The following is a 25,902-nucleotide window of genomic DNA, read 5'->3' on the forward strand; positions in this document are numbered from 1 at the left end:
TCGATGGAAAAAGGGAGAATTCTCCTTGATTGGGAAAAATGTAGTGTTATAACCTTTTAGCACAAGTAAAAAACGCCCTTCCGGGGATGGAGCAGGATTCTTTCCCGGTCGGCGGACACCTCGGTTTTTCATGAATCTTGTTATTCTTTGGTCAATGTGCCCGACGTCCGGGCGAAAGTTTCACGGCCTCGCGGTCGGATTGAAATGAACGACGCCGTGGTTCAACGGGACGGGGAAGTTCTGCCGTCGCCTCCTCAGGCGACGTTGCGGATGGTGGCGGAGGCCTGCGGGTTTTCGATCGGGGCGGTTTCCCAGTGTTTGCGTAATCCGGAGAACCGGCGGTTTTCGGAAGCCACCCGGAAATTGATTTTGTCGAAGGCGAAGGAACTCGATTACATCCCGAATCGTCTGGCGACCGCGCTTCGCAACGGCAGGACGCAATTTTTGAGTTTGGTGGCCCCGTGGAACACTCCGGAAATGCTTGACGCCGGGGAGTTGGAAGCGAAGGCGCACGGGTATGGGATGTCGATCCATTTCAGTTTCAGTCCTGACCGCGACGCCGAACGTAAAGCGATTCAGCATGCGCTCGGTCAGCGAGTCGATGGCTTGCTCTGGTTGCCGTCGGACGCGGCATGGGGTTGGACCCGGACGATCGAGCAATTGCGGCAATCCGGCACCCGGACGGTGTTCCTGGAATCCGCTTTGCCCGGACTTCCGGAAGCCGGTTTGGTGGAGGTCGATTATGAAACTCCGTTGCTTCAGGTCTTGTTGGGCTTCCGGCGCGCCGGCTGTCGTCACTTGATCCTGTTCACTCCCGGCACCGGTCATCAATTGCGATCGCGTCGCGCGGCGGTGTTCCAGGGATTCGGCCACCACCGGGATTTGCGCTGCGAAGTGGTCGAAGTGGCGGGCAAGGAGTGTGTGGAGAGGGCCTTGCGGGCCGTCGAGCACCCGTGCGGGGTGATCTGCGAGGGGGACTGGATGGGGCTCGATGTGCTCCAGGCCGCGGAAGAGCTCGGATTGGCGGTTCCCCGGGACCTGCAATTGGTGGTGATCGGCGACATGTTGATCGGCGGTCGTTTTCGGGTCGGCGACATTTGCACGCCTCCGTATAGCGCGATCCGGCGGCCATCGGGCGAAATGGTCCGCGAGGCGGTCCGGATTCTGATCCGGGGAATCGAGCAACGGGATGCCGGACCGATGAGGCGGACCTTATTGGAGTCGACATTCACAAAACGCCAAACCACCGATTGGTAGCGGTCTTTCCTTTCAATTCGAAGTATCCGAATATGCGTCAGAACAATCCCGTGAGTTTAGACAAAAATGAACCCCGTCGGGGGTGGTGTGCCCGCCGTCCGATCCGCTCGTTGTTGGCCTTTGGCGCGGCGACCGGTGCGTTGGCTTTGACCGCGTGTGGAGCTCCCGGCGAGACGGTCGCGGTGGAGCTGTCGCCGTCGGCCGAGGAACGATTCACTGTGACCTCGCCGTTGCCTGGCTTGGAGTTGCGGGAATCGCTCGGCGCCGAGACGTTACGGAGCGGGGCGGTGGAGCTTCGGTGGTGGCTGGAGGCGCCGGGGACCACGGACGTCGAAATCAGGCGACGGACGGTGCGCCCTCGGGAGAGTTCCTGGACGACGTTGGCGACGGTGCAAGCCGATCGTTTCGTCGACCGCGAAACCGCCCCTCGCCACGTTTACGAATATGAACTGGCGGTGGCGAACGGCGGTCGGTCGGCCCGGGTGACCGCGACGGTTGAAAACGTGCTGCCGCCGTTGCCCCCTCGGTTTTTCGAAGTGGTGTCGCGTGGAGATGAAGTGGTCGTTTCCTGGCAGTGGCAGCGGGAGACGCGGGCGGGGAAGACGCGTTTGTCGGGGGTTGATGGGGAGGGACGGGAGCGTGAACTGGCTGTGTTGTCGTCGAATGAAACCACCGTCACTTTGCCCGCGCCGGAAGCCGGGATTCGGGTGTTTCGTTTGGTCGTGACCGATCCGGCCACCGGAGGGGACGTCAGGATGGAGACCGAATTGACCGGGCATCGGCCGACGGTCGAGCGACCGTTGCATCCGCACCCCCGCCTGTTTATCACCGAACCTCAAATCAAGGCCCTCAAGGAAATGGCGGAGACCGATTCGGAGATGAAAGGGGCGCTCGATCTTTTGCGACGGGAGGCGAGGGTGGCCTTGCCGTCGCTGCAAACCGGACGACGTGATTTGCCGAGAAAGCGGGACGGGCAGCACCAGCGGAATTCGGTGGCCCTTCGGCAATTGGCTTTAGGCTGGGCCTTTTTCGAAGAAGAAGATTTTCGTCGTGCGGTGGCGGATACGTTGGTCGAATACGCGGAGTTTTACGCCGATATCCCGGTGGTCCGGCAATACGCCGATGGACGGCTTACCGGCCAGACCTTGAACGAAGCGATGACCTTCCTGGATCTGGTCTGGGCGTATGATCTGATTTATCCGACGCTGGAAGCGGATGAGCGGGAAAAGATCGAGCAAGGGTTGATGCGGGAAGGATATGTGACGTTGACCCGCAACGACCGGAGGCAAAGCAATTGGCAAACCTGGCACAACGCGGCGATCGTCAGCCTCGGAATCGTTCTCGACGATCCCGAGTATCTGGACCACGGATTGAACGGACCGACCGGTGTTTTCTGGCAACTTGCCAACACCCTTGACCGCGAAGGGATCTACTACGCGCAATCGATCGCCTATCACTATTTCACCAAGCAGGCTTTCGCACTGACGTTGGGGGCGTTGTCGGCCAACGGCCTGGATCTCTGGAATTACCGGGACGGCGAGCGGGAGTTGCGCCGGATGTTCGATGTATCGTTTTGGCACGCCTTCACCAACGGCAACCAAGCGCCGTTCGGAAATTCGCAGACGGCCTACACGTTGCCGATGCAGTTGAACGCCTGGCAATACGCTTTGGCTTACCGCCACTATCCCGATCCGGCTTACCGGTGGCAGTGGGAAGCTTCGCGCGGCATTCGGCGGGCCGACGCCCGCCTACCGGTCATTTTAAGCCTCGGGCATCTTCGCGGCATCGAGCGGGATGGAACGTTCGTGGAGGATGAACGGTTTCGGGCTGCTCCGGCGCCGATGGTGATCGGAACCTCGCTCGACGGTTCGGCGGTGCGTCATGTGGTCGGAAGCACGCTTCTGGACGATGTCGGGATGGCGGTGTTGCGGGGGTCGTCCGGTCGTTCGCCGGGGGAAGGGGCGATGATCTGGAAACCGCAAGGAAAGACCGCCGGGCACCACCACGCCAATTCTCTCGGCCTGTTTTGGCAAAGCCAGGACCATCGGTGGTTGTCGGGTTCCGGGAAGTGGGCTAGTTATACGACGGACATTCATCGTTATTGGGTATTGCCGACGGTGAGCGACAACACCCTGGTGGTCGATCGCCGATCGCACGCGCCGGTGACTGAGACGAGTCCGACATGGGTGAGCGACGAGGAAGGAAAATCGACCGCGGGTGAATTGGAGGCGTTCACGGCTGGTCCAGACTTCGGTTACGTCCGGGCCGCCAACCGTCGGGTGTATGAGCACGCCGCGATCGGTCGCCGGTTGATCAACGCGGGCGATTACACCTTGGACATCGCCATGGCCGAAGCCACCCGTCCGACCGTCGTCGATTACGCGCTCCATGTTTTCGGAGAACTCGATCAGTCGAATCTGCGCTTCCGGGCGGACTCCGCGAAGTTGGCCGACGCCCATGGGTATCCATATTTGAAAGACAGACAGTCGGTATCCTCGGATCGGGATTGGCAGAGCCAGTGGAGCCACGGGGAGACGGAAGAACGGTTTTTCCTGACGGTGTTGGGGGCGGGTGAAACCACCTACCACGCCGCAACCACCCCCTGGACCGGCGATAGGACCCGTTCGACGATTTTGGTTTCACGCGAAGGGAAACGCGCGGATTATGTCGCCCTTTGGCGTGCCGGAAAGGAAGGCGATCCGGTGGCGGGGATTGATCCGGGGCCGGGCGCCGCTCCCGCCGGCGAGGAAGGCGCGGTCCGGGTTCGGATGGCCGACGGGCGGGTCGATCTGTTGACTTGGGGCCGGGGAGGACGTCACGGGAGCTTCGGCGATGTGCGGTTTTTCGGGCGGGATGTGTTCCTCCGGCATGATTCCGGGGGCGAATTGGTGGGAGCCACTTTGGTTGAAGGACGGCAGTTGAATCAGCCCGGGTTGGAGATCGCCTTGACTCTTCCGGCCCATTGGAGTTGGAAGCGGCTGGAGGATGGCGGTTTTCTGTTGGTCTACGATGATGATTTTCCGGCCCGGGTGCGGGTGTCGTCGGCCAACGGAAGCATGGCGGCGACGGTTCTCGATGGGGAGGGGAAGCCCGGCGAACGTTTGGAGCCGACGGAAGAGGGGATCTGGGAGCTGGTCCCCCGGCGCAATTACCGATTCGGTCCGGTCGATTCGGATCCGGCGGCGGGGTTGCCGGTATTGACGAAAACCCTCGAGTGAGGGAACGGAGCAAGTCAATGGGCAAGGTGCGAATGGAACTGAGGGAAGTCCGGGCTTGGTTCTCGGAGCATTTCGAACGGCTGCGCGTGCCTGGGGCCGGCCCCGGCGTCTATCATGACGGCCGGAGCGGAGCACCCGACTTTTATGCATCGATGGATGTCGTCCATATGCATTTCAAGCCGAGGACGGCACTTTCCGGGACCGTTTCGGACAGCCATCAGTGGACTGATATTTTCGGTGATCGGCGTTTGTATCAGACCGATGTTGTGCCTGGATCGTCCATGTGTTTTCCTGTGTGATAAATGAACTCAAAAACCTATAAAATCGGCATCATTGGATTGGGAGGGATGGGGTTTCGGTTCCTCGACTCCTTTAAGAACAGTCAGCGGTGGGAGATCGCGGCGGTTTGCGACCTGAACGAGGATCGTTTGGAGAAGGCGAGGAAGATGCTGCCCGCGGGAGTAAAGATGACGAGGAACTCTCACGATTTGATGCGTGATCCAACCATCGACGCGGTCGGGATCTACACCTTGGCCGACGTGCGGCCCCGGTTGATGATGGACGCGTTGCAGGCGGGAAAACACATCGTGGCGGAAAAGCCGATCGCCGATACGATTTCCGGCGAACGGTCCTTGCTCGATACGATCGAGAAGTCGGGCAAAATCGTGGCGGTCAATATCTTCAATCGCAATGCCTGGTATCACGACGAGATCCAGGATTTCATTCGCCAGGGAGAGATCGGCGAGTTGGCGGTCGTGTCGGTTTTTCACCAGACGCCCGGCCTGATGCCGACCGAGGGGCACAATCCGGAAGGTCCGCCGTTCCATGATTGCGGCATGCATTATGTCGACGTGGCGCGCTGGTATGCGAACAGTGAATACGACCGTTGGCACGCTCAGGGGGTTCGGATGTGGGGGTGGAAGGATCCGTGGTGGGTGAACGCGCATGGGACGTTCAAGAACGGGATCGTTTTTAACATCACCCAAGGATTCGTCTACGGGCAATTGGCCGAGACCAAGACCGTCAGTTGCGGCCTGGAGGTGATCGGCACCAAGGGGGTGGTCCGGATGCGGCACGATTTCAAGACGGCGCGGATCGAGTATCACGGCGTCGGATACTGCGGCGTAAAGGAAGCGCCTTATGGTGGAAAGAAGACCGATGTCATGGTCGAGCGTTTCGCTCAGGCGCTCGACACCGGGGATGTTTCGCGCCTTCCTTCGGCCCGCGACAGCGTCATCGCCTCGGAAGTTTCCCAGGCGATGCTCGATGCGGCCAGTCTCGAAGCTCCGTCGATCGGAACTCCCCGGGAAATGGACGAGATCCTCGCCCATCGGGCCGAAGCGCGGGCAGCGGCGGCCGCCGCGGCTTGCTGACGTCAGCGGGCCAGCTTCAGGATCAAGTCGTATTCCTCGCGGGAAAGCGGCATGACCGACAGGCGGCTTTGTTTGATCAAGGCGATTTCGCTCAAGGCCGGGGTCTCTTTAATGCGGTCGAGCGTAACCGGGTGGTCGAGTGTCTTATAGGGAGTCAATTCCACCGCAATCCAGCGGGGGTCGTCGCTGGACGGATCGGGGAAAGCGGCCTGGGAGACCTTCGCGACGCCGACCACCTCGCGCGGTCCGACGCTGTGGTAGACGAGGACGTGGTCTCCTTTTTTCATTTTTTGAAGATTGTTGCGGGCCTGATAGTTCCTCACGCCGTCCCATGTCGTTTTTCCGTCGCGCACAAGATCCTGCCAGGAATACGCTTCGGGCTCCTGTTTCACCAGCCAGTATTGCATGGGAATCGACGCTAGGAGTGGAGCCGAGGCGGGGCAAGTCCGGAAGGTTAGAGCGTCGCCTCTTTCACACGTGGGGACCGCCTGAAGGCGGGACTCCAACAATCGTCCAGATGAAATAGCTCTGGCCTCTTTCAGTTGCCAAGATGGCTTGGGCGATCAACAGTTTGCGAATGGATCCCGATCTGGTTCAACCCGAACTTCCTTTGCTCGCCGGCGCGGTCGCCCTCGGCGCGGTGGCCGCGATGGCGGCGACTTTGGTGTTCTTTCCGCTGATCGATCGTTTCGTGCGCCCCCGTTACCGCTTGGAGCGGGGCGGCGCGATGCTGGTGTTATTGGGAGTGAGTTTGTCCGTTGGTTTGGTCGCCGGGATTTTCGGATTCTTTTGGTTGCGGGACCGGCAAGTGGAGCCCCGGGAAACGGAAGGGGTCGCCGAGGTGATCCGGGTCGTTGATTCCCCGGGTGCGATCTTGACCTAAAGCCGGGTTTGATCGAGGGTTGCACCGGTATGAATGATCCTGTCGCAGCCTTGAAAGAGTATATCAGTTTTCCCAGTGTTTCGGCCGATCCGGCTTACGCGCGAGGAATGGAGGGCGCCCGCGATTACGTGTGCCGGTTACTGACGGAGGCGGGGATGGAAGTGGAAGTGGTGCGGACTCCTCTTCACCCGATCATTCTCGGTCGTCGCGGCGGAAACCCGGAATGGCCCCACGTGATCATTTACGGACATTACGATGTGCAGCCGCCCGATCCGTTGGAACTTTGGTCCAGTCCGGCGTTCGAGGCCGAGGTCAGGGGCGAACGGATTTACGGACGCGGGGCGGCCGATAACAAAGGGCCGTTGATCGTGCATTTGGCGGCGGTTACGCAATTGCTGCGCGAGCGGCCCGATTTGCCCTTGAGGATCACCTTCCTGATCGAGGGGGAGGAGGAAATGGGCAGTCCCAGTTTTCAAGCTTTCCTGGACACTTATAAGGAGCGAATGAAGGCGGATTTCGTGCTGCTCTCCGACACCGGCAGCCCGCGTCCGGACCAGATCGTGATCACTACGGCGCTCCGGGGGATCATCGCCCTCGAGGTGGAGGTCACCGGGCCGAAGAGTGATCTTCATTCCGGGGTGCACGGCGGGGCGATCATGAATCCGATCCAGGCGCTCACCGAAATTTGCGCGTCGCTTCATACGGCTGACGGACGGGTGAACGTGCCCGGTTTTTACGACGAGGTGCTCGATGTGCAGGCCTGGGAGCGGGACGAACTCGCCCGACTGGAGACCAGCGAAGAGGATTATGCGCGATTCTTAGGGGTGAAGGAATTTCATACCCCTCCGGAGTTTTCACCGTTTGAGGCGGTCCGTTTTCAACCGACTTTGGAGTTCAATGGAATTGGCGGGGGATATCAAGGCGAGGGGAGCAAGACGGTGATCCCGAGCAAGGCGAGGGTTAAGATCACTTGCCGGTTGGTCGCGAACCAGGATCCGGACACCATTCGCAAGCGGGTGGTCGACGCCATCCGGGCACGTTGTCCGCGCGGTGTGACGCTTGACATCAAGAATTCGCATGGGGGAGTGCCGTATCTGGTGGTTCCTCCGGGACGTCCCAACACGCCTTCGGACCAGAATCCCGCGTTGAGCCGTGCCTTCCAGGCTTCGGAAGCCGCGATCTCGGAGAATTTCGGTCGCCGTCCGCTCTATCTGCGGGAAGGAGGAAGCGTGCCGATCATCGGAGATATTAAACGGACCTGGGGATTGGATTCGCTGATGATCGGGCTGTTTTTGCCGGAGGACAATCTGCACGCGCCGGACGAAAGTTTCCATCTTGGCGTCATGAGCCGAGGCATCGAGGTTTCCCGGCAGGTATTGGCGGCGGTGGCGGACGGTGGGGGGACGAACGCGGGCTGAGCCAAGTCTGCGAGATTTTCCCTGGGGAAACCGGGGACAAAAAAACCGGAGCCTCGCGGCCCCGGTTTTTTTGGGAAAAAATTCTTTCCGCGAAGGTTTAGTTTCGGAGGATGACGAGTTCGGCGCGCCGGTCGCGGGCCATTTCCTGTTCGGAGGCGCCTTGGCGGGCTTCGAGGTCGCCTTTGGAAAGTACCTCCAAGCGATTGGCTTCGACGCCGATTGAAATGAGATAATCCCGGACCGCGGAAGCGCGGCGATCGCCTAGACCGAGGTTGTATTCGGTGGTGCCACGCCAGTCGCAGTGTCCTTCGATCAGCAAGCGGTCGCGGGAATTACTGCGGAGGTGTTCCGCGGCGGCCACTGCCTTTTGACGTTCGGCGGGGCTGAGAGTCGAGCGGTCGAACTCGAAATAAATCGGTTGGAGCACGCCGCGAACCTGTTCCCCGTAGAGGTCGCCGGCGCCCCGGGCCTGGAGCCTGGAGTCGCTGTCGAAGAGGAGGTCCCCGCCGCTGCCCCCGACCACGTCGAACGGGAGATTGTCGCCCGGACCCATGCCGCTGAGGGTTTGGTCGGGAGACGGACGGTTGGGCCGTTGTTGGCAGGCGCTCAGGAACAGCACCGAAACAAGCAGCGCGAGATGAATCGAACAAGTGAGAGCTTTCTTCATGGATGAAAATGGCTGGTTAGCGGTAAACGTATCTTGAAATTCTTCCGGTGAATTCAAAGGATCTTCAATTGGGCGGTATCTTTCCGAATCCTTTTTTTAAAAACAATCCTAATCGTGGCTTTTTTCGTCCAGTTTCGAAAAATATGGTGACCTGCCTCCTGGTGGACAACGGCTCGCTGCGGGCGTCGTCGACGCTGAACTTGCGCCGAATCGCCGCGCAGCTCGGGGAAGCGACGGGGAGGTCGGTGGCTCCCGTGTCGTTGCTGCATTCGAGCAAAGTCGATCCGGCGGAGCTGGGAGGGATCCCGGCGGAGGTCTTGCAGCCGGCGCTCCGGCGTCGGTTGGAGGATGGGGAGGAGCGGTTTCTTTTGATTCCGCTGTTTTTCGGGCCGAGTTTGGCCTGGACGGATTATTTGCCGAAACGGATCGCATTTCTGCAAAAGGAGTTTCCGGCCCTCCGGGTCGGGGTGGCTCCGACGATTTTCGATGTGGAGGGAGGGGGCGACCTCCGTTTGGCGACGATTTTGCAGGAGCGGGTCGAAGAGAAGATTCCGGCGGGGGAACGACCCGCGGTGGTTTTGGTCGACCATGGAAGTCCGGTCCCGGAAGTGACGTATGTGCGGAATTTTGTGGCCGGACAGCTCGCTTCGCTTCTTGAAGGGAAAATATCGCGGCTCGCGGCGGCTTCGATGGAACGACGACCGGGGGAGCTTTATCGGTTCAACGACCCGTTGTTGGAGGCGATTTTGACCCGTGACGGCTTTAATCAAGGGAGGGTTGTCCTGGCGCCGTTGTTTTTGTCCCCGGGGCGTCACGCCGGCGAAGGGGGGGATCTCGACGTCATTTGCCGGGAAGCGGAAGGAGCCCACCCGGGGTTGCAAGTTATCAAAGCCGGACTGGTCGGCGATCATCCCCGCCTGATCGAAATATTGGCCGATCGCATGCGGCAAGGTCTGGCCAAGGTGGGGGATTGAACCCGGTCATTATCCTATCCTGAGAAAATCAGTGGATCGCCGCGAAAAGGCGCAAAATACGCAAAAAAGGAGAGTGAAATGAAGGAGTTCCGTTTTTGAGCCTTTTGAGGTTTTAGCTTCGCTTACGCTACGTCGCGGCTATTTCAAATGCAGAGTGTAGGTTTATTGTTTCTCGACCCGGAGTCGGAAAAACCGGCGAGGGTGATCGGAGGAACCGGTGGCGGGAGTTCGGACGCGGACCGTTTCCCAACCGTTTTCGACCGGGTCGATTTCAACCTCGGGGGTCTCGAGCGGAGCCCAGTCGATCAGGTCGGTACTTGTTTCAAGATGATAGGTGATGCCGGCGGCGGTGGGGTTGGAAAACCGAAGGTGGCTGACCTCCCAGGATCCGTTTTGTCGACTGAAATGAACCGGGGGAGCGGAATCCGGGATGCGCGGGTCGCGGTTGAGGGCGTATTCGAGGAGATTGGGGAGGCCGTCTCCGTCGGGGTCGGCGGTGGGAGCGACGGTGGCGGGATCGGCGAGTTGTTCGGGGGAAAAGGTCGCGGCGATCCAGGCGTCGTATGGGTGGAGAGGGAGTTCTCCGCCGGTCGTTTCGATTTTCCGGAGGAAGACGTGATCGAGGCCGAAGGGCTCGGTTCCGGTATCGGTTTCGGCGTAGAAAATCGCGTTGGTCAGCGGTTGGTCCCAATCGAGTTGAATCTCGCCGGACAGGCGCGTCCAGCGGGTGTCTGAGAGTTCACGTTGGACGTTGCGGAAGACGTTCCGGCCGTCGTAGGTCAACCGGACGGTGAGTTTGCCGATCTCACCGGGAAGATCGGAACGCATGTAACCGGAGAGTTGATACCGTCCGGGTCCGTTCGCTTCGAGGGCGGTCCGGATCGATTGGCTGGGGCCGTTCCATGGCAGCGACCGGTTTTCGGCGCGGAGCCCCCGGGTGCCGTAGCGACGGCCTGATTCGCTGGTATTTGACGAAAGAGTGAAGCCACCAAGGGCGGTCCAAGGAGCGGTCCCGGCTTCCATGGTGCCGTTTTGCAGTAGGTTGCCGTCGCCGAGGGAAACGTCGTCGAGGAAGAAGTCGACCGTGCTGCCGGGAGTCTCGGCGTAGACCGTCGCCTCGGTCAATTCCTTGAACCAGGTCACGTGGATCCAGTCGCTGATACGAGTCCATTCCGGACCGGCGACGCCGTCGACGTTGAGGTAGCGGATGACGCCGGTGGAGTCGTTGAGCCGAAGAGTGAGGCGGACCTGGGTGGGACCGGAGGGGACGCGGAACCAGCCGGCCAGTTGATAACGTCCCGCTCCGGCGTCGTTGGCGAGCAGTCGGGTTCGGACGTTTTGGGCGGGGCCTTCGAATGCTCGGTTGCGTTTGCCGACGGCCAACGCCTGGTTGCCGGAGTGTGGGTGGTCGGTGGCGATGGTGAGGGAAAGATTGGGATTCCCGTAAGTGGTCCAGTGTTCGAGTCCGGCCTCGAACCCTCCGTTCAGAATGGCCGGAGATCGCTGTTCGTAAAGAAGCGCATCCTGGATCGCGTAGTAGGCCGGTTTGGGAGCGAAGGCGTGGCCGGTGGCGGGGTCGTTGAACGGAAGCGGGCGAAGGGCGCTTTCCATGTGACTGTAGCGGTCGCTCAATCCCCAGGTTTGGAAAACGGTGAAATGAGGGTTTCGCAGGGCGACATCGAGCACATTATGGTAAATCCGGGCCTGGCGTTCGAGACCGGCGTCGCCGGAAGCGGTGATGGTATCGAGTTCGGTGATATGCAAACTGAGGCCGAGGTCGGAAAGTCGTTTGAAATTATCCCGCATTTGGGCGTAGTTCGGCTCGTTTTGTCCGAGGTGCATCTGGAACCCGACGCCGTCCACCGGGATGCCGCGCGCGACGAAATCTTGCAGCATCAAATATTGGGCGTTTGAGCGGGCGCTGATGGTGTGGTTCCAGTAGTCGTTGTAGATGAGTTCGTAACTCAAGCCGTGGGCGTCACGCACTTCGGCGGCCTTGAGGAAGGCCAACTCCGCGTAGTCCGGACCGATGTGGTCGTGGAAATGATCCTCCCCGGGAGGACGCAACGCGTCGCGCCAATCGGTGATGTTGGCGGGGATGTTGTCGGAGAAAATCTCGTTGGCGACGTCCCAGACGTGCATCCGTTCTCCCCAGCGCGCGCCAAGGGCCGCGATGTGGGCGTCCTGGATGGCGATCAGGGCTTCCCGGTTTGTTTCCTGAAGGACGAACGAAGGGAGATTGTTCGGCTTGTACCAAACCATCGGGTGTCCGCGTAACAGCCCGTTGTGGTCCCGGGCGAACTGGTCGTAAACGTCGGCGGCGGCGAAAGTGAAATGGAAGGGGGTCGGGTGGACGAATTGGAATTTGTGCTGGTTTTCCGGAGTGAAGATATTGAATTCGCGTCCGGCGACGGTGGCGAAACTGTCGTAGGCCATGTGACCCATCGCGGCGCCATTGAGTTGGTCGCGCAGGGCGACGCCGATCAGGAGACCGCGTCGTTCGGCGAGATCCCGCAAGCGGGGACCTTCGGGAAGCGGGGGCATTGGGAGAAGGGGAGTGTAGGTGACGGAGCCGATGTCGACCCGGGTCCAGCTGTCGTTGCCGCCGGCGCTCGGGTGGGAACGACGCGATTCGAGGGTGAGGGCGGAACGGCGTTCGCTTTCGTCCGTTCCCCAGCGTTCGGTCGGGATGCGAAAGGTCCCATGCCGGGTGATCCGAGTGCTGGCCCCGAAAGTTCCGTCCAAGGCGATCCGGTAACTGATAACGGAGACGCCGTTGTGCTCGCCGATGCGGTTGACCGATAACTCCACCCGCGAAATCGTTCCGGTGTAGGGAAAGTCCTGGACGAAGCTCTCTTCGGTGCTGGTTCCCGCCCGGAATTCACCGTCGACGTTCGGTTGGTCGAGTTTGAAACCGAAACGGACGTGGGCAGGATGAATGCGCAAGGTGATGGCGTCGTCCGCCAAAAACTGACGGCGGTCCTGGGAGGTCAAAGCGATCCGGAAATAGGCGTCTTGGGCGGCGAGATTTGAAGTGGTGTGGGAGAAGCCGTTCAAGGTGAGGGTGAAGCCGGTCGTGAAGAAATCGAAATCGAGCGGGCTGGTCACCGCGGCCGAGGCGAAGGCGGTGTCGCGGGCGCGGAGCACCAGATTCCCGTTGAAGACAAAGGGGTTGTTGCCGGGAATGTCGGCGTAGCGGGTCCAGTAGGTTTGGTCGTTGGCCAACGAGCTGTAATTGAAGTCGTCGATTACCCGGAATTCGGTCGCGGCGGCGGAAGTCGTTTGGGAAAGGAAACCCAGGGCGACCCAAGCGACGAGGGCGAAAACGTGGTTGGAGGCGTTGGCGAGGAAGGTCCGAGGATGCATGGCCGAAGTGATGGTGAGGGACGAGTGATAGCTGGGGCTGAACAAGTTCAACGTCGCACGGCGATCGGTGACGGGCCAGCCCAGGCTTATTGAACCCGTAAAGCGGAAGGGTGTTCCATCTTCCCGGTAGAGATGGAGGGTGTTTTACGGGTTAAACGAGGCGGACATTGTCCGAAGGATCAACGCCGACCAATTTCGCCGGGAGATCGAGGGTGTCGATGACCTTCGATGAAACCTAAGAAACTAAATGCCCACATGAAGATGAAACTTACGATTAAAACTGCTTTGGCCCTATTGTCACTCACCGCCGCCGCCTCGATGCAGGCGGAACAATTGGGGATTTATCTGTTTGGCGACAATACTACTCCTTCGCTGGATGCCACCGGCGTGGCTCCTGGTTTCACCTTCGGGGCCATCAACAAGGCCGGTTCCAGTCTTCCCGACAATGGTTTCTACACCTCGACCACTGAAGGGGGAACTCAACCGAGTCGCGTTTTGATCACGAAGTTCGGGCATGCTGCCGCGACGACACCTCAAGGGGCGGTCAATACCGATACTTATTTCCAGTTCACTGTCACCCCGACGGCGGGACAGTTGGTCGATTTCACCACGCTGACTCTCGACGCGACGCGCGGTGGCGGGGCGCAACGGGGGTTTGCGGTAGGGAGCAGCGCGGACAACTTCGCGACGCTCTTTCCCTCGAACGTCCCGTCAACCGGCATTGAAACCCAGTCGACGGTTTATACCAACTACACGGTCGATTTGACTTCGTTGGTTGGGATCAGTGAGGCGGTGACATTCCGTGTTTATCTCTGGTCCTCTTCGGCTGAGTTCAATGCCATTTACTTCGACAACATCGCCGTCAACGGCACGGTGATCCCCGAGCCGTCGACCTATGCGATGTTGTTCGGGCTCGGCGTTCTCGGTTGGGCGGTTTTCCGCCGTCGCAATTCTTAAGCAGCAGTTGGCTCAGGCTTCGCCGTCCGGCCGCGGATTCAGGGGCCGAGACGGCAGCTGTGACAAGAGAATCCGGCGCCGAAGGAGACGAGCCAAAGGTCGTTGGAAACCGGGCCGTTGTTCAAGCGTTCCTTTACCGCGAAAAGGACGGAGGGACTGCTCATGTTGCCGTACCGGCGGAGAGTGGCCGCGCTTTCTACTAGATTTTCGCCCGGCAGGGGATTCTTCAGGGCGGCGAGGACGTCGCGGCCGCCCGGGTGAGCGATCGTTCGTTCGACCGGTTTTTCGCCGCGGCGCCGGGCGAGGGTTTCGACCGCGTGGGCGGCGATTTCCGGGACCGCTTTGGCGAGCCGGTTTCTGAGTTTTCCATTCCTGGTTTCGAAGCGGAGTTGTTCCCGGTGTTCGGGCCAATGGAGGGTGTCGAAGCCGGTGACCTGCAGATTCGCGGGACGTTTTCGGCCGGTCCAGACCGAGGCGGCCGCGCCGTCGGCGAAGAGGCAGGCGCTGATCAAGACTCCCGGGTCGTCGTCGAGATAGAATGCGGCCGAGCAGATCTCGACGGCGATGCAGGCGACGGTCGCGTCGGGGTGGGCGGCCAGGAAGTGGTTCGCGCTCCGGAGCAGGGGAATCGCGGCGCCGCATCCGATTCCGACGGCATCGTGCAGATGGACCTCCGGGCGCAATCCGAGCTTTTCCGCGACGTGGCTGGTCAGCCCGGGGCAGAGGTAGCCGGTGCAAGTGGCAATGAATAGGCCGTCGAGTTCCTTTGGCAGAATGCCGGCTTCATCGAGGGCTTGGCGGAGGGCTTGTTCGGCGAGTTTCGGGGCTTCCCGTTCGAAACCCTGAGCCAATTCATCGGGGCGGAAGTCGAAGATCCGCTCGAGGTCGTTGAGGGCGAAGTGCCGTTTGTCGATGCCGTTGTCGTTGAGGAGGACTTTTTGCAGGAGGGTGAGCGAACGCTCCTTGAGCTTTGGGCGCAACGGTGAGCGTGCGATGGCCTCCCAGCACTCGGGCTGGGTGAAACTATGCGGCGGAGTGGCGGTGGCCAAGGCTTGCAGGAACATCGGATTATCGTAGCAGGCGGTAGAACAGGTGGAAAGGCAGGATTTGGTGGGCGGCGCTCCAACAAAGCAGACGTTGCGGAGCCGGGTTGAGCAGAAGCGGGTGGAGAACCCGTCCGCCGGTGGTTCGGAGGCGAAACCGGCGGCGCAGCTTCTGGTGAATCCGTCGACGGGCGCTCTCCCAGGAAGAGTCGCCGGAGGCGTATCCAAGGATTGGATCGAGGGCGATGTTGGCGCTCTCGAAGGCCATCGACATTCCGTTTCCGGCGAACGGTGGGATTGATGTATTGGAGTCTCCGATACAGATCGCTTCGGCGGGCCACCGGTTTTCGACGAAACGCAGGGCGGTGGTGGCGGTGATCGAGTCGGGATCGATCTCGGCGGCCTCCAACTGGTCGGCCAGGCGGTCGAGTCCGGCGGCGCGGAGGTAGGCGGGAAGGATCCCGGCTTTGCCCGGGGAGAGGCCGCGTCGGAGCCGGAACAAGCCACAGACGTTTTGGCGTCCCTCCTCGATGCGGGAGATTCCGATGTATCCGTGTCGCCCGAGGTGCATCGCGAGATCCGTTTCCTGGGGGAGATCGCGGCAATGGAGTTTCAACCCGATCCAGTCAGTCGCGTTTCCCTGGCGTCCGGCGGCCCAGACGGTTCCTTCCGCGGGGAACGGAGGAGCTATTCGGTTGCCGGTAATCAATCGTCCTCCTTCGGTTTGGAACCGGCGGGCCAAACGGGAGTCGAGACGGTGGCGCGAGATGCCGAACGCCGGGGTGGGAAGGGAGGCGGAGAACACTTTTCCGGTCGGATCGAACCAACTGGTCCGGCGGTTTTCGACGGTCCCGGCGAGCAGGTCGCCGAGGCCGAGCGCCTCGAGAGCTTGTTTGCCCGCGCCGCTGATGAACTCTCCGCAGACCCGGTGACGTGGGTAAAAGCCGGCCTCCGTGACCGTCACCGGGACATCGGCCCGGCGCAAGGCGATCCCGAGGGTGAGACCGGCGAGACCGCCGCCGATGATGTGGATCGGTTTCAAGCGGGAAAACCTGGATGGCGAACGGCGATTGTCCGGTGGGATCCGAGAAAACCGCTGCGGGAGCGGACCTGCCATTCGGGACTGGCGAAGCCGAGGAGGTGGGCGAGTTCGTGGTCGCGGAAACCTGCGTTGATGCTGACGTGTCCGTCGTGGCGGCTGACCGGGTGAAGTCCGAACGGCTGGAGGAGTTTGAGTTGATGTTGATGGATCCGACGACGGGCCGGTTCATTGGCGATGAGAAGGCGGATTCCGGCGGTTCGCAGGCGCTCGCCGAGTTCGGTGAGTTGTGGGTCGGTGAATTGGTGAAGGATCAGGTTGGCGATCACCACGTCGAAATCGCCGAACTGGGCGAACTGGAGCAAGTCTCCTTGGACCCAATCCCATTCCCGCCGCCATACCGGGGGCCGGGACCAGAAATCGAGCCCGGTGTAGGACGTGATCCCGGCGGTGGTGAGGACCGGTTGCAATTCCAGGCCGAGGTCACCCCGCCCGGCGCCGAGTTCGAGGATGCGGTCGCCGGACCGCAGGAGAGGCGGGAGCGTTTTGCGGAACCAGCGGCCGTTTCCCATGATTCGGTTGATCAAGCGGAGATCGCGTCGGTTTGCGACCGCGTCCGGGTGATTTTCCGGAAGGGAGTCGAGGATCTCGGGTTGGACGGAACGATTCATCTCCGGGCGAGGTTTTCGATTTTACAGGTCATTCGAACCCAGTATGAATGAATGGATATGAAAAGTCATTCTTTCCCCGCTTTCTTTCGGAAACGCGCCCCGGTTTCGGCCGTATTGGCGGCTTCGGTGATGCTCTGGCTTCCCGGAGGGTTGCGGGCCGAGGAGGCTGTGACATCCCCGGCGGAGATCGAGCCGAGGGAAATCGTCGCGGTCCTGCGGGCTCCGGCCCCGAAGATCCTGATCCCGAAATTGATGGAGATCGCCCGTCAAATCCAGCCGGGGATGCAGACCGAGGCATTGCCGTATGTGTTGGGCGGATTCCTGGGAGATCCGATGTTGACCGGTATTTCACCGACCGAAAACATCGGTCTGGTGTTGGTGGCTGATGGCGAAAGTCCGGCGCCGTATCTGGTGCTTCGGTTGACCGAGGAAAGTCTGTTGCGCGAGTCGTTGCGACGCTATGAAATGACGCTGAAGGATCACGGTGAATGGACGCTGGTCGCTCCGGAAGGTTATTCGTTGGATTGGATCGCCGGACGGGAGGCGGAGTTGGTCGGAGCTGTCCGGGCTCAGCGCCGCCATGATCTGGACCTGGCGGTGAACGTCGGGCTCGTGGCCGCCGGTTTGAAAAGTGAATTGGAAAACCTCCCGGTGGACGAAGGGGAAGGAGTCGAGCGGGCGATGCTCCAGGGCGTGATGGCCGAGGTGGAATCGGTGGTCGATTTGGGATTCGGGTTGAATTTCTCCGCCGATTACCTGGAGCAGGTTTATTTCGTGAAGGCGCGGTCCGGGTCGCCGTTGGCGCGCTTCCTTAACCAGAAACGGGCGGATGATTTCGGATTCGCCCGATTCATTGAAGGGGACGGGGCGATCTCGTTCCTCGGTGGCTTCGACGTCGGGGCGACCCGGACCTATGTCGAGCATTGGATCAACCTGCTCAGCGGGATCGACTTGGGGGGGATGGAAGGAAGCTTAACCCGTCTGGTCGATTTGGCGTTCGGTTTTATGGAGCGGACCAACGGGCTTTCCGGTGGAACGTTCTCGTTCGAGGGGATGATCCCGCGGATGACCTCGGTAGCGCCGGTCACGATGAGTGACGAGGAGCTGGTGACGATGCTGCGGGAGATGGTCGCGGCGATGGGGCCGATCTTTCAAGTCGCCGAAGCCGGCGATGGAGGTATGCGATACGAGTTGGTTCCGGAGACCGTGACAATCGGGGAAACGCCGGTGCACCTGCTGAAGATGGAATTTGATTTCGGCCCGGAGGAGGAAGAGATTTTCGCCACGCTTCCCGGAGGAATGGTTTGGTCGCAACAAGAGACTTATTACGCGGTGGTCGATGGACAGTTGGTTTCCGCGAGCGACGTGGGGCAGATCGCGACTTGGATCGAGCGGGTGAAGAAAGGAGAGCCGGTGGAAAACAATCTGGCGGATCGGTTGGCATTGAAGCCGGAGGAGTTGTTCGCGTTCGAGATCGACCTGATTCAATACTTCGGGCAAGTCTTCGCGATGATCATGCCGGGTGCCGCCGAAACGATGCGAGAGGATCGGCGCTGGGCGCCGGTCCGCGGGTCTGTGGCCGTGCGGGACGGGGAAGGGGATATGCGGATGGCGGTTCCGGTCGGCTCGATTGTTGCCGCCTACCAGACCGTGATGTCGATGGTGGGCGGATTGACTCCCGACCAGATTCTTCCGTCGGCCGAGGCTCCCTAGAACATGGAGGTGGTTTTTTTGGGAACCGGGACCTCGCAGGGGGTGCCGATGATCGGGTGCGATTGCGCCATTTGCCGGTCGGATGATCCCCGCGACAAGCGGACCCGCACGAGTGTCCACGTTGAAATGGACGGCTTTCACGTGCAGGTCGACGCGGGGCAGGAGTTCCGGTTGCAATGTTTGGCCAATGGGATCACTTGGACCGATTTGGTGATTTTGACCCATGGGCACGCCGACCACATCCTCGGAATGGATGACTTGCGAAGGTTTTGCGACCTTCTCGGCGGCGAAGCGCTGCCGGTCTATTCCACGACGGAAGGGGTGGCGCGGGTCCGGGCTATTTATCCTTACGCGGTCCTCGACCGGCCGATGACGCCGGGATATCCCGCCTTCCGCTTGGCGGAAATGCCGCCGCTGCTGGAGACGCCGGGAGGAACGATTCGCCGGGTATTGTTACCGCATGGAGCGATTGAGGTGCTCGGCTTGCTCTTTGAAGAGAAGAGCAGTGGCAAGCGATTCACTTACTTCACCGATTGTAAGCGGGTCGGTCCGGCCGAGCGGGATTTGGCGCGGGGGTCGGATCTCTTGGTCCTGGACGCCTTGAGACAGAAGCCGCATCCCTCCCACATGAACATTGACGAAGCGATCGAAACGGCGCTCGCCATCGGGGCGGGGGCGACCTACCTGACGCACCTGACCCACACCGTGGAGCACAAGGCCTACGATGACGTGCTGCCGTCGAACGTTTTTCTCGCCTACGACGGTTTGCGGGTGAAGTTGTGACCGAAGGGAAGTCGTCGGATCGCAGGATTTTCCGGTTTTTTGACGTGCCATCAGGCGGAAATCGTTCTTTATCTTTCCGAATGCATATTTTCCCGGCAATTGATCTGCGCGGCGGCCGTTGCGTCCGCCTGCTGCAAGGAAAAGCGGAAGCTGAGACCGAGTATTTTCGCGATCCCGCGGAAGCGGCGAAACTCTGGCGCGACGGCGGGGCCGAGTGGATCCACGTTGTCGACCTGGATGGCGCCTTCACCGGAACGCCGCAGAATTGGGCGAGCATCGAAAAAGTGGTCGCCACCGGGGCCAAGGTTCAAATGGGAGGAGGGATGCGGACGGAGGAGAGCATCCGGCGCGCGTTTGACCTCGGCGTGAGCCGGGTGGTAATGGGGACGAAGGCATGCGAGAGCGAAGATTTCGTCCGGCAACTCACGGAGCGTTTCGGCGATGGCATCGCGGTCGGGATCGATGCCAAGGAAGGGAAAGTCGCGATCAAAGGATGGGTCGATACGACCGATCTTCGCGCGATCGAGTTTGCCCGGCGGATCGCCGAGTGCGGGGTCTCCACCATCATTTACACCGACATCGGGACCGACGGCATGTTGACCGGACCGAATTTCGCGGCCCAGCGGGAAATGTTGGAATCGGTGAAGTGCGATGTGATCGCTTCCGGCGGGGTCGCCCGTCGGGAGGATGTGGCCGGGTTGGCCGAGCTCGCCGGGACTCATTCGAATCTCCTCGGCGTGATCGTCGGCAAGGCCCTCTACGAAGGGAAGGTCGAGCTTCCCGACTTGATCGGGTTGGCGCGCTCAGCGAAGAGCTGATAGCCGATAGACGATAGGCGATAGGCGATTCAGGGGGCTTTTTTCTCGATCGCTTCGGCCAGTTCTTCGATCGGGTAGCTGAGCATTTCGGCGAGGGTCGGGTGATACCATGGAGTCTTCAACAGATCGAAGACCGTGGCTTTCATCGTGAGGGCGACCGAGAAACAATGGATCAACTCGCCGGCGTCTTTTCCGGTGATCTCGGCGCCGAGAATCTCCCCGGTTTCGGCGTCGGCCAGGAGCCGGGCGAAGCCGTAATTGGCTTCCATGAGGATCGATTTTCCGTGATCGTTGAACGGATACGAGGCCGCGAGGAATTTCCGTCCCTTCGCATTTAGTTGTTTCTCCGATAGACCGGCCGTTGCCACTTGTGGATCGGTGAAAACGACTTGGACGAGATGGTCGTAATGGATCTCTTTGGTTTCACGACCGAAGGCGTGGCGGGCGGCCGTTTCCCCCTGTTGGACCGCGATGTGGACGATCTCATGGGGACTGCAACAATCGCCCGCCGCGTAGATGTCGGGGTTGGAGGTCTGCTGGAAATCATCGGTGATGATCCGTCCGGTCGGGGTGGTGTGGACCCCGGCGGCGTCGAGACGGAGGAGTTCGGTGTGGGGGCGGCGGCCGAGGGCGTTCAAGGCGTGGCGGGCCCGGCGGCGGAGTTCACGGGCGTTGCAGTCGAACGTGATCTCGATTTCGTCCCCGTCGTTCCGGATGTTTTTGACCGCCGTGCCGGTGATGACTTCCATCCCTTCATCGCGAAAGGCTGCCTCCACCGGTTCCGCCAGATCCGGGGCGAAGCCGGTCAGGATGTGGGAACTGCGTTGGATCAGGGTCACCTTGGAGCCGATCCGTTGGAGGAATTGGGCCAGTTCGCAACCGACAATGCCGCCGCCGAGAACAATGACCGACTCGGGGACGAAATCGAGATCGAGTACCTCGTCGCTGGTCCAGAGCCGCGTTTCCTGGAGGCCGGGGAGGGGCGGGTAATTGACTTTCGAGCCGACCGCCACCACGAATTTCCTGGCCCGGAGGCGGGTGCCGTCGGCCAGTTCGATCTCGTTGGGGCCGGTGAAATGGGCGAATTGGCGGAAAAGGTCGAAGGTCCCGGATTCGAGCCCTTCGCGCCGGTAATCGGCGAAATCGGCGATGATCCTTTTTTTTCGGGCGGCGACGGCCTTCATGTCGGCCTTGGCTGATGGGATTTCGAGGCCGAAGGTGGCGCCGTGACGGGCATGGTGGAGGAGTTCGCCGACGTAGATTAAAGTTTTCGACGGCATGCATCCCCGGAGGATGCACAGGCCGCCCAACTCCTCGGCACCGTCGACGACGGCGACCTTGTCGACGAATTCGCGGGCGGTTCGAGCCGCGGCATATCCGCCGCTTCCTCCGCCGAGAACGATCAAGTCGTAATCCATATGCGACGAAATTGGGGGAAAACGAGCGGGAGGGCAAAAGGTAAATCAAGAGTACGGAAGGAGTTGAGGATGATTGAAATTTTTCTGCTATATCGTGAAAAAAGTTCTTGCATTCGCTCAAAGGAAACCTAGCATCCGTTTACATAGTCACTTTCCCCCGCATAGCGGGGGTTTTGGGGTAACTAAGAAAGCAGCTGGCGGGTCGCTTAGGGGTAGGCGACCCGCCTTTCTTTTGGCTGAATTCGAGACCGGGGTCGATCGGACCTCCGTTTGAAAACGAGAGCACGGGGGATATCTTGGGCGAAGGTGGAACGCAACGAACCGACGGGTGACGATCGAAGGAAAGCGGCGGCGCCGACCGTGGCGAAATGGGTGTTTTGGATCGTGCTCGCGCTCCTGCCGGTTGGGCTGTTGGCGTTGGTCGCATTCCGCACCGCGGCCAACTCCGTCGACGATTTTGTGAAGGCCAACAGTTTTGCGGCGGCGACGGTGGCGGCGGAATTCGTCCGGGACGACTTGGGCCGCAGCCTCGGATCGACTCGTTCTCTGGCGGAGAGGGTGGAATTCGTCGAGGCCGTCCGGACTCGCGATGTCGAGGCGGTGCGGTCCGCGTTTCGTTCGTTGGTGGAATTGTATCCCTCGATCGACCGGGTATTCGTCCATGACATCGACGGGGTGCTGTGGAGCGATTATCCGGAGGCTCCTGAATCGCTGGGAGTGAGTTTCAGTGGACGGGATTGGTATCAAGGCGTTTCCCGGGAGGGCGAACCGTATGTGTCCGTCGCCTACTTGCGAAACGCTGAGCCGCGTATTCCGGTGGTCGGCGTCGCCGTTCCGGTGCGGGAGGAGAACGGGCGAATTTTGACGGTCCTGGTGACCCAATACCGGCTGGACAGTATCCGGGAAGGTCTGCGGTATTTGCGGTTGGGGGAAGAAGGAACGTTGTTTTTGTTGGATCCGGCCGGGCGGGTGGCCGGTCATCCGGGACTCGATTTGACCGCTCGTTTGCATGACGACTACCAGGAGCTCGACCTGGTGCGGAGGGGATTGCGGGGCGGCAGTTACACCGGCCGGTTTTGGGATCCGGTGTCGGGGGAATGGACGGTGGCGACGGTGTTGCCGGTGGAAATCACCGGAGGGAACTGGGTGGTGGTGGCGCAGCAACCGGTGGCGGAGGCTTACGCGCCGGTGCGGCGGATTGGTTGGACGATCGGCGGGGCCGGGCTGATCCTCGCTCTGGTGGCCGCCGGGGTCGTAGTGGCCCTGTGGCGGATCAGTGAGAACAACCGGGCGTTGAACGCGGATTTGGCGCGACGAAATGTGGAATTGCAGAAGGCGACCATCGAACTGGAACGTTCGAACCGGGATCTGCAGGATTTCGCCTACGTGGCTTCGCACGACCTCCAGGAACCGCTCCGGATGGTCGGGAGTTACACCCAACTGCTGGCCCGGCGATACCAAGGCAAACTCGACGAGAAGGCCGACAAATACATTTTCTATGCGGTCGACGGCGCGAAGCGGATGCAGGCGTTGATCCAGGCTTTATTGACGTATTCCCGGGTCGGAACTCTCGGAAAGGAATTCGAGCCGACCGATTTGGACGCCGTGGTCCGGCAGGCTCTCTCGAATCTGGGCGTCGCGATCCACGAGGCGGAGGCGGAAGTGACCTGCGAGCCTTTGCCGGTGGCCCGGGGGGATCCGACCCAATTGCTTCAGCTCTTCCAGAACCTGATCGGCAACGCCATAAAATTCCGTGGGGAAGCGCGGCCCCGGATCCGGGTCTCGGCGGAAGCAGGGGAGAGTGAGGTCGTTTTCACGGTCGCCGACAACGGGATCGGAATTGATCCGGAGTACGCGGACCGGGTTTTCGCGATATTCCAGCGGTTGCCCACCGGGCGGGATGTTCCCGGCACGGGAGTCGGGCTGGCGGTTTGCAAACGGATCGTGGAGCGCCATGGGGGGCGGATTTGGGTCGAATCCGAGCCGGGGCGGGGATGCCGGTTCCGTTTTGCGCTTCCGGAGAATCCGGAATAAGTTGAGGCGATGGAAGGACTTGGCAGAGATATCGAGATCCTCTTGGTGGAGGATAATCCGGGCGACATCGATCTGACCATCGAAGCGCTTTCGGAAGCCAAGGTATGCAATAATTTAAGCGTGGTGCGTGACGGCGTAGAGGCGATGGACTTTTTACGGAGGGAGGGAACGCATGCGGGAGCGCCGCGCCCGGATTTGGTTCTTCTCGACTGGAACCTGCCCCGAAAGAACGGGCGGGAGGTGTTGGAGGAGATCAAGACCGACGCCATCCTTCGCCGGATTCCGGTCTGCGTGCTGACGACCTCCGCCGCGGACCAGGACATTTTAAAAGCCTACACGCTGAACGCGAATTGCTACATCACCAAGCCGGTTGATATGGAGCAGTTCATCCAGTTGGTTAAATCGATCGAAGGGTTTTGGCTGAGCGTGGTCAAATTTCCCCCGGAATAAAGGTGCTGAAGTGAATCGGGAAACCTCCACGCCGATCTCCCCCCGGGACAAGCTGCAACCGATCCGGGTCCTCTTGATCGAGGACAACCCGGGCGACGCGTTGTTGATGCAGGAGTGGGTGTCGGAAACGGCGGGCGATCGTTTTTCGATGGAATGCGAAGGACGGCTCGCGGCTGGAATCGACCGGCTCCGGGAGGAGGAGTTCGACCTGGTCGTGCTTGATCTTTCCCTGCCCGATAGCCGGGGGTGGAAAACCTTTGTCGAAGTGCGGAAGCATTCCCCCCAGATTCCGCTGATCGTGCTCAGCGGGCTGGACGACGAGGCGCTGGCGTTGAAGACAGTCCAGGAGGGGGCGCAGGATTATCTGGTGAAAGGCCAGGTGGATGGGCCCTCGCTGGTTCGGGCGATGCGGTATGCGGTGGAGCGTCGCCAAGCGGAAAAAGCGTTGGCGGAGGAGCGGAACCTGCTGCGCATCCTGCTCGATAGTCTCCCGGACCCGATCTATGTGAAGGACAAGGAGGGCCGCTATTTGATGGACAACGAGGAGCATATGCGTCTCCTCAAGGCGGAATCGAAAGGGGAAGTGTTGAACAAGACGGTCTTCGATTTTTTCCCTCCGGAGATCGCGGAGAAATATCAGGCGGACGACGGTTACGTCCTGCGGACCGGGAGCTCGGTTATCAACCGCAGCGAATGCCATCGGTTGCGGGAAGGGAAGGAGAAGTGGGTCTTGACCACCAAAGTTCCGTTGCGGGACACCGAAGGAAAAGTCTGGGGGCTGGTCGGCATCTCGCGGGACATCACCGAACGGAAAAAGGCGGAGGAGCAATTGGCGCATTATAATCTCGAACTCCGCAAGAAGAACGAACAATTGGAGGCCGACCAACGGATGGCGCGCGAGATCCAGCAGGCGCTCCTGCCGAACCAGTATCCGACTTTTCCCCACAACGTCCGGCCGGAGGAAAGCGCGCTGCAGTTCTGCCATTGTTACCGGCCGACGGAGTTGGTCGGGGGAGACTTTTACCATGTGCTGGCCTTGTCCGACACCGAAGCCGGGATTTTTATTTCGGACGTGATGGGGCATGGAGTCCGGTCCGCGCTGGTCACGGCGATTCTGCGAACGGTGGTGGAGGAGTCGGCCTCGGTCGCCCATAATCCGGGTCGTTTTCTGCATGAAATCAACCGGTCGTTGAGCACCATTCTCACCCGGACGGGAACGCTGATGTTCGCGACCGCGTTTTATGTGATCGCCGATGTGAGCCGTAACGAGTTGCGATTCTCCAATGCCGGGGGGCATCCGCCCCCTCTGCGGATCCGCCGCGAGAGCGGGGAGGTCGAACCGATCGTTGCCTCCCGGGGAAGTCCGGGACCGGCGCTCGGCTTGCTGGAAGACGCGGTTTACGCTACCTCGGTTTCCGATTTGATGCAGGGCGACCGGCTGTTTTTTTTCACCGACGGCATCTTCGAAGTGGAAGGAGCCGACGGGGAGAATTACGACCAACATCGTTTGGCGGAAGCGGTCAAGGCCGCCATCGATCTTCCGGTCCAGGATTTATTCGACAACCTTCTGTCGGAAATCCAGCGTTATGCTGCGGCCCATGCCTTCATCGACGACATCTGTCTGGTTGGCATGGAGGTGCGGAAAACCGGTTTTTGTCCGGAAGCGAAAAGCTCCGGATTTTGAACCGGCGGCATGGCGGCGATCGTCTTCCCCATTGGTCATCGGTTGTCCGGGACTAGTCGGATCCTTCTTTTCTCTCGATTTGTTTTTGACAACCGGCGCCCTTTCTTCCCATTAAAGGCGGTGTCCCGGACTGCGG

General features: G+C 60.6%; 20 protein-coding genes. 13 read left to right on the plus strand and 7 right to left on the minus strand.

The window, feature by feature from the left end; translation table 11 throughout:
• The first annotated feature begins 204 nt into the window (after positions 1-204).
• From ACWUI2_RS18660 to ACWUI2_RS18670, 3 genes are all read left to right on the plus strand, one after another.
• Positions 205-1,257, plus strand: coding sequence for a LacI family DNA-binding transcriptional regulator (locus ACWUI2_RS18660; protein WP_486984354.1), 1,053 nt, complete (start codon positions 205-207; stop codon positions 1,255-1,257).
• 50 nt (positions 1,258-1,307) lie between these two features.
• Positions 1,308-4,475, plus strand: a complete 3,168-nt coding sequence (locus ACWUI2_RS18665; protein ID WP_486984355.1) for an alginate lyase family protein — start codon at positions 1,308-1,310, stop codon at positions 4,473-4,475.
• 302 nt (positions 4,476-4,777) lie between these two features.
• Entirely contained in the window at positions 4,778-5,848 is a 1,071-nt protein-coding gene (locus ACWUI2_RS18670) for a Gfo/Idh/MocA family protein (protein WP_486984356.1), read from the plus strand.
• 2 nt (positions 5,849-5,850) lie between these two features.
• Here ACWUI2_RS18670 and ACWUI2_RS18675 read toward each other — a convergent pair whose 3' ends face one another.
• Positions 5,851-6,255, minus strand: a complete 405-nt coding sequence (locus tag ACWUI2_RS18675; RefSeq protein WP_486984357.1) for an EVE domain-containing protein — start codon at positions 6,253-6,255, stop codon at positions 5,851-5,853.
• A 170-nt stretch (positions 6,256-6,425) separates the two neighbouring features.
• Here ACWUI2_RS18675 and ACWUI2_RS18680 point away from each other — a divergent pair, with 170 nt between their 5' ends.
• Both ACWUI2_RS18680 and ACWUI2_RS18685 read left to right on the plus strand, forming a co-directional pair.
• A complete protein-coding gene (locus tag ACWUI2_RS18680; RefSeq protein ID WP_486984358.1) occupies positions 6,426-6,731 on the plus strand; it encodes a hypothetical protein in 306 nt (101 codons plus the stop codon).
• Positions 6,732-6,760: 29 nt separating this feature from the next.
• Positions 6,761-8,149, plus strand: coding sequence for a M20/M25/M40 family metallo-hydrolase (locus tag ACWUI2_RS18685; protein ID WP_486984359.1), 1,389 nt, complete (start codon positions 6,761-6,763; stop codon positions 8,147-8,149).
• Positions 8,150-8,246: 97 nt separating this feature from the next.
• On the opposite strand, the gene ACWUI2_RS18690 is transcribed toward ACWUI2_RS18685, so the two are convergent.
• Positions 8,247-8,816: an OmpA family protein gene (locus ACWUI2_RS18690; protein ID WP_486984360.1), complete on the minus strand. Its 570-nt coding sequence runs from the start codon at positions 8,814-8,816 to the stop codon at positions 8,247-8,249.
• A 143-nt stretch (positions 8,817-8,959) separates the two neighbouring features.
• On the opposite strand from ACWUI2_RS18690, the gene ACWUI2_RS18695 reads away from it, so the two are divergent.
• The gene (locus tag ACWUI2_RS18695; protein WP_486984361.1) at positions 8,960-9,790 is read left to right on the plus strand and encodes a sirohydrochlorin chelatase; all 831 of its coding nucleotides are present in this window, start codon (positions 8,960-8,962) and stop codon (positions 9,788-9,790) included.
• Between the two features lie 162 nt (positions 9,791-9,952).
• On the opposite strand, the gene ACWUI2_RS18700 is transcribed toward ACWUI2_RS18695, so the two are convergent.
• The gene (locus ACWUI2_RS18700) at positions 9,953-13,156 is read right to left on the minus strand and encodes an endo-1,4-beta-xylanase (protein ID WP_486984362.1); all 3,204 of its coding nucleotides are present in this window, start codon (positions 13,154-13,156) and stop codon (positions 9,953-9,955) included.
• 255 nt (positions 13,157-13,411) lie between these two features.
• Between ACWUI2_RS18700 and ACWUI2_RS18705 the strand changes: the two genes are divergently transcribed.
• Positions 13,412-14,113 carry a PEP-CTERM sorting domain-containing protein gene (locus tag ACWUI2_RS18705; protein WP_486984363.1) on the plus strand — a complete coding sequence of 234 codons (702 nt, stop codon included), beginning with the start codon at positions 13,412-13,414 and terminating at the stop codon, positions 14,111-14,113.
• 38 nt (positions 14,114-14,151) lie between these two features.
• Here the strand turns inward: ACWUI2_RS18705 and ACWUI2_RS18710 are convergent, their stop codons facing one another.
• Genes ACWUI2_RS18710 through ACWUI2_RS18720 form a run of 3 tightly spaced genes read right to left on the minus strand, consistent with a single transcriptional unit; the run spans position 14,152 to position 16,866 of the window.
• Complete coding sequence (locus ACWUI2_RS18710) at positions 14,152-15,177, minus strand: type III polyketide synthase (protein WP_486984364.1); 1,026 nt, start codon at positions 15,175-15,177, stop codon at positions 14,152-14,154.
• Positions 15,178-15,181: 4 nt separating this feature from the next.
• Complete coding sequence (locus tag ACWUI2_RS18715; RefSeq protein WP_486984365.1) at positions 15,182-16,198, minus strand: NAD(P)/FAD-dependent oxidoreductase; 1,017 nt, start codon at positions 16,196-16,198, stop codon at positions 15,182-15,184.
• On the minus strand, positions 16,195-16,866 hold the full coding sequence (locus tag ACWUI2_RS18720) for a class I SAM-dependent methyltransferase (protein WP_486984366.1): 672 nt from the start codon (positions 16,864-16,866) through the stop codon (positions 16,195-16,197). The genes ACWUI2_RS18715 and ACWUI2_RS18720 overlap by 4 nt, the downstream gene beginning before the upstream one ends.
• 57 nt (positions 16,867-16,923) lie before the next feature.
• Here ACWUI2_RS18720 and ACWUI2_RS18725 point away from each other — a divergent pair, with 57 nt between their 5' ends.
• From ACWUI2_RS18725 to hisA, 3 genes are all read left to right on the plus strand, one after another.
• Positions 16,924-18,579 (plus strand): hypothetical protein, encoded by a 1,656-nt coding sequence (locus tag ACWUI2_RS18725; protein ID WP_486984367.1) that lies wholly within the window; start codon positions 16,924-16,926, stop codon positions 18,577-18,579.
• 3 nt (positions 18,580-18,582) lie between these two features.
• The gene (locus ACWUI2_RS18730) at positions 18,583-19,362 is read left to right on the plus strand and encodes an MBL fold metallo-hydrolase (RefSeq protein ID WP_486984368.1); all 780 of its coding nucleotides are present in this window, start codon (positions 18,583-18,585) and stop codon (positions 19,360-19,362) included.
• 80 nt (positions 19,363-19,442) lie between these two features.
• Positions 19,443-20,180 carry a 1-(5-phosphoribosyl)-5-[(5-phosphoribosylamino)methylideneamino]imidazole-4-carboxamide isomerase gene (gene hisA / locus ACWUI2_RS18735; RefSeq protein WP_486984369.1) on the plus strand — a complete coding sequence of 246 codons (738 nt, stop codon included), beginning with the start codon at positions 19,443-19,445 and terminating at the stop codon, positions 20,178-20,180.
• A gap of 29 nt (positions 20,181-20,209) precedes the next feature.
• Here the strand turns inward: hisA and ACWUI2_RS18740 are convergent, their stop codons facing one another.
• On the minus strand, positions 20,210-21,598 hold the full coding sequence (locus tag ACWUI2_RS18740) for a dihydrolipoyl dehydrogenase family protein (RefSeq protein WP_486984370.1): 1,389 nt from the start codon (positions 21,596-21,598) through the stop codon (positions 20,210-20,212).
• Between the two features lie 270 nt (positions 21,599-21,868).
• On the opposite strand from ACWUI2_RS18740, the gene ACWUI2_RS18745 reads away from it, so the two are divergent.
• The 3 genes from ACWUI2_RS18745 to ACWUI2_RS18755 are packed head-to-tail and all read left to right on the plus strand — an operon-like array spanning position 21,869 to position 25,766.
• Entirely contained in the window at positions 21,869-23,632 is a 1,764-nt protein-coding gene (locus tag ACWUI2_RS18745; RefSeq protein WP_486984371.1) for a sensor histidine kinase, read from the plus strand.
• A 9-nt stretch (positions 23,633-23,641) separates the two neighbouring features.
• Positions 23,642-24,082 (plus strand): response regulator, encoded by a 441-nt coding sequence (locus tag ACWUI2_RS18750; RefSeq protein WP_486984372.1) that lies wholly within the window; start codon positions 23,642-23,644, stop codon positions 24,080-24,082.
• A 10-nt stretch (positions 24,083-24,092) separates the two neighbouring features.
• Positions 24,093-25,766 (plus strand): SpoIIE family protein phosphatase, encoded by a 1,674-nt coding sequence (locus ACWUI2_RS18755; RefSeq protein ID WP_486984373.1) that lies wholly within the window; start codon positions 24,093-24,095, stop codon positions 25,764-25,766.
• Positions 25,767-25,902: the final 136 nt, after the last annotated feature.

It is taken from the genome of Verruconatronum alginivorum, from assembly GCF_056590205.1.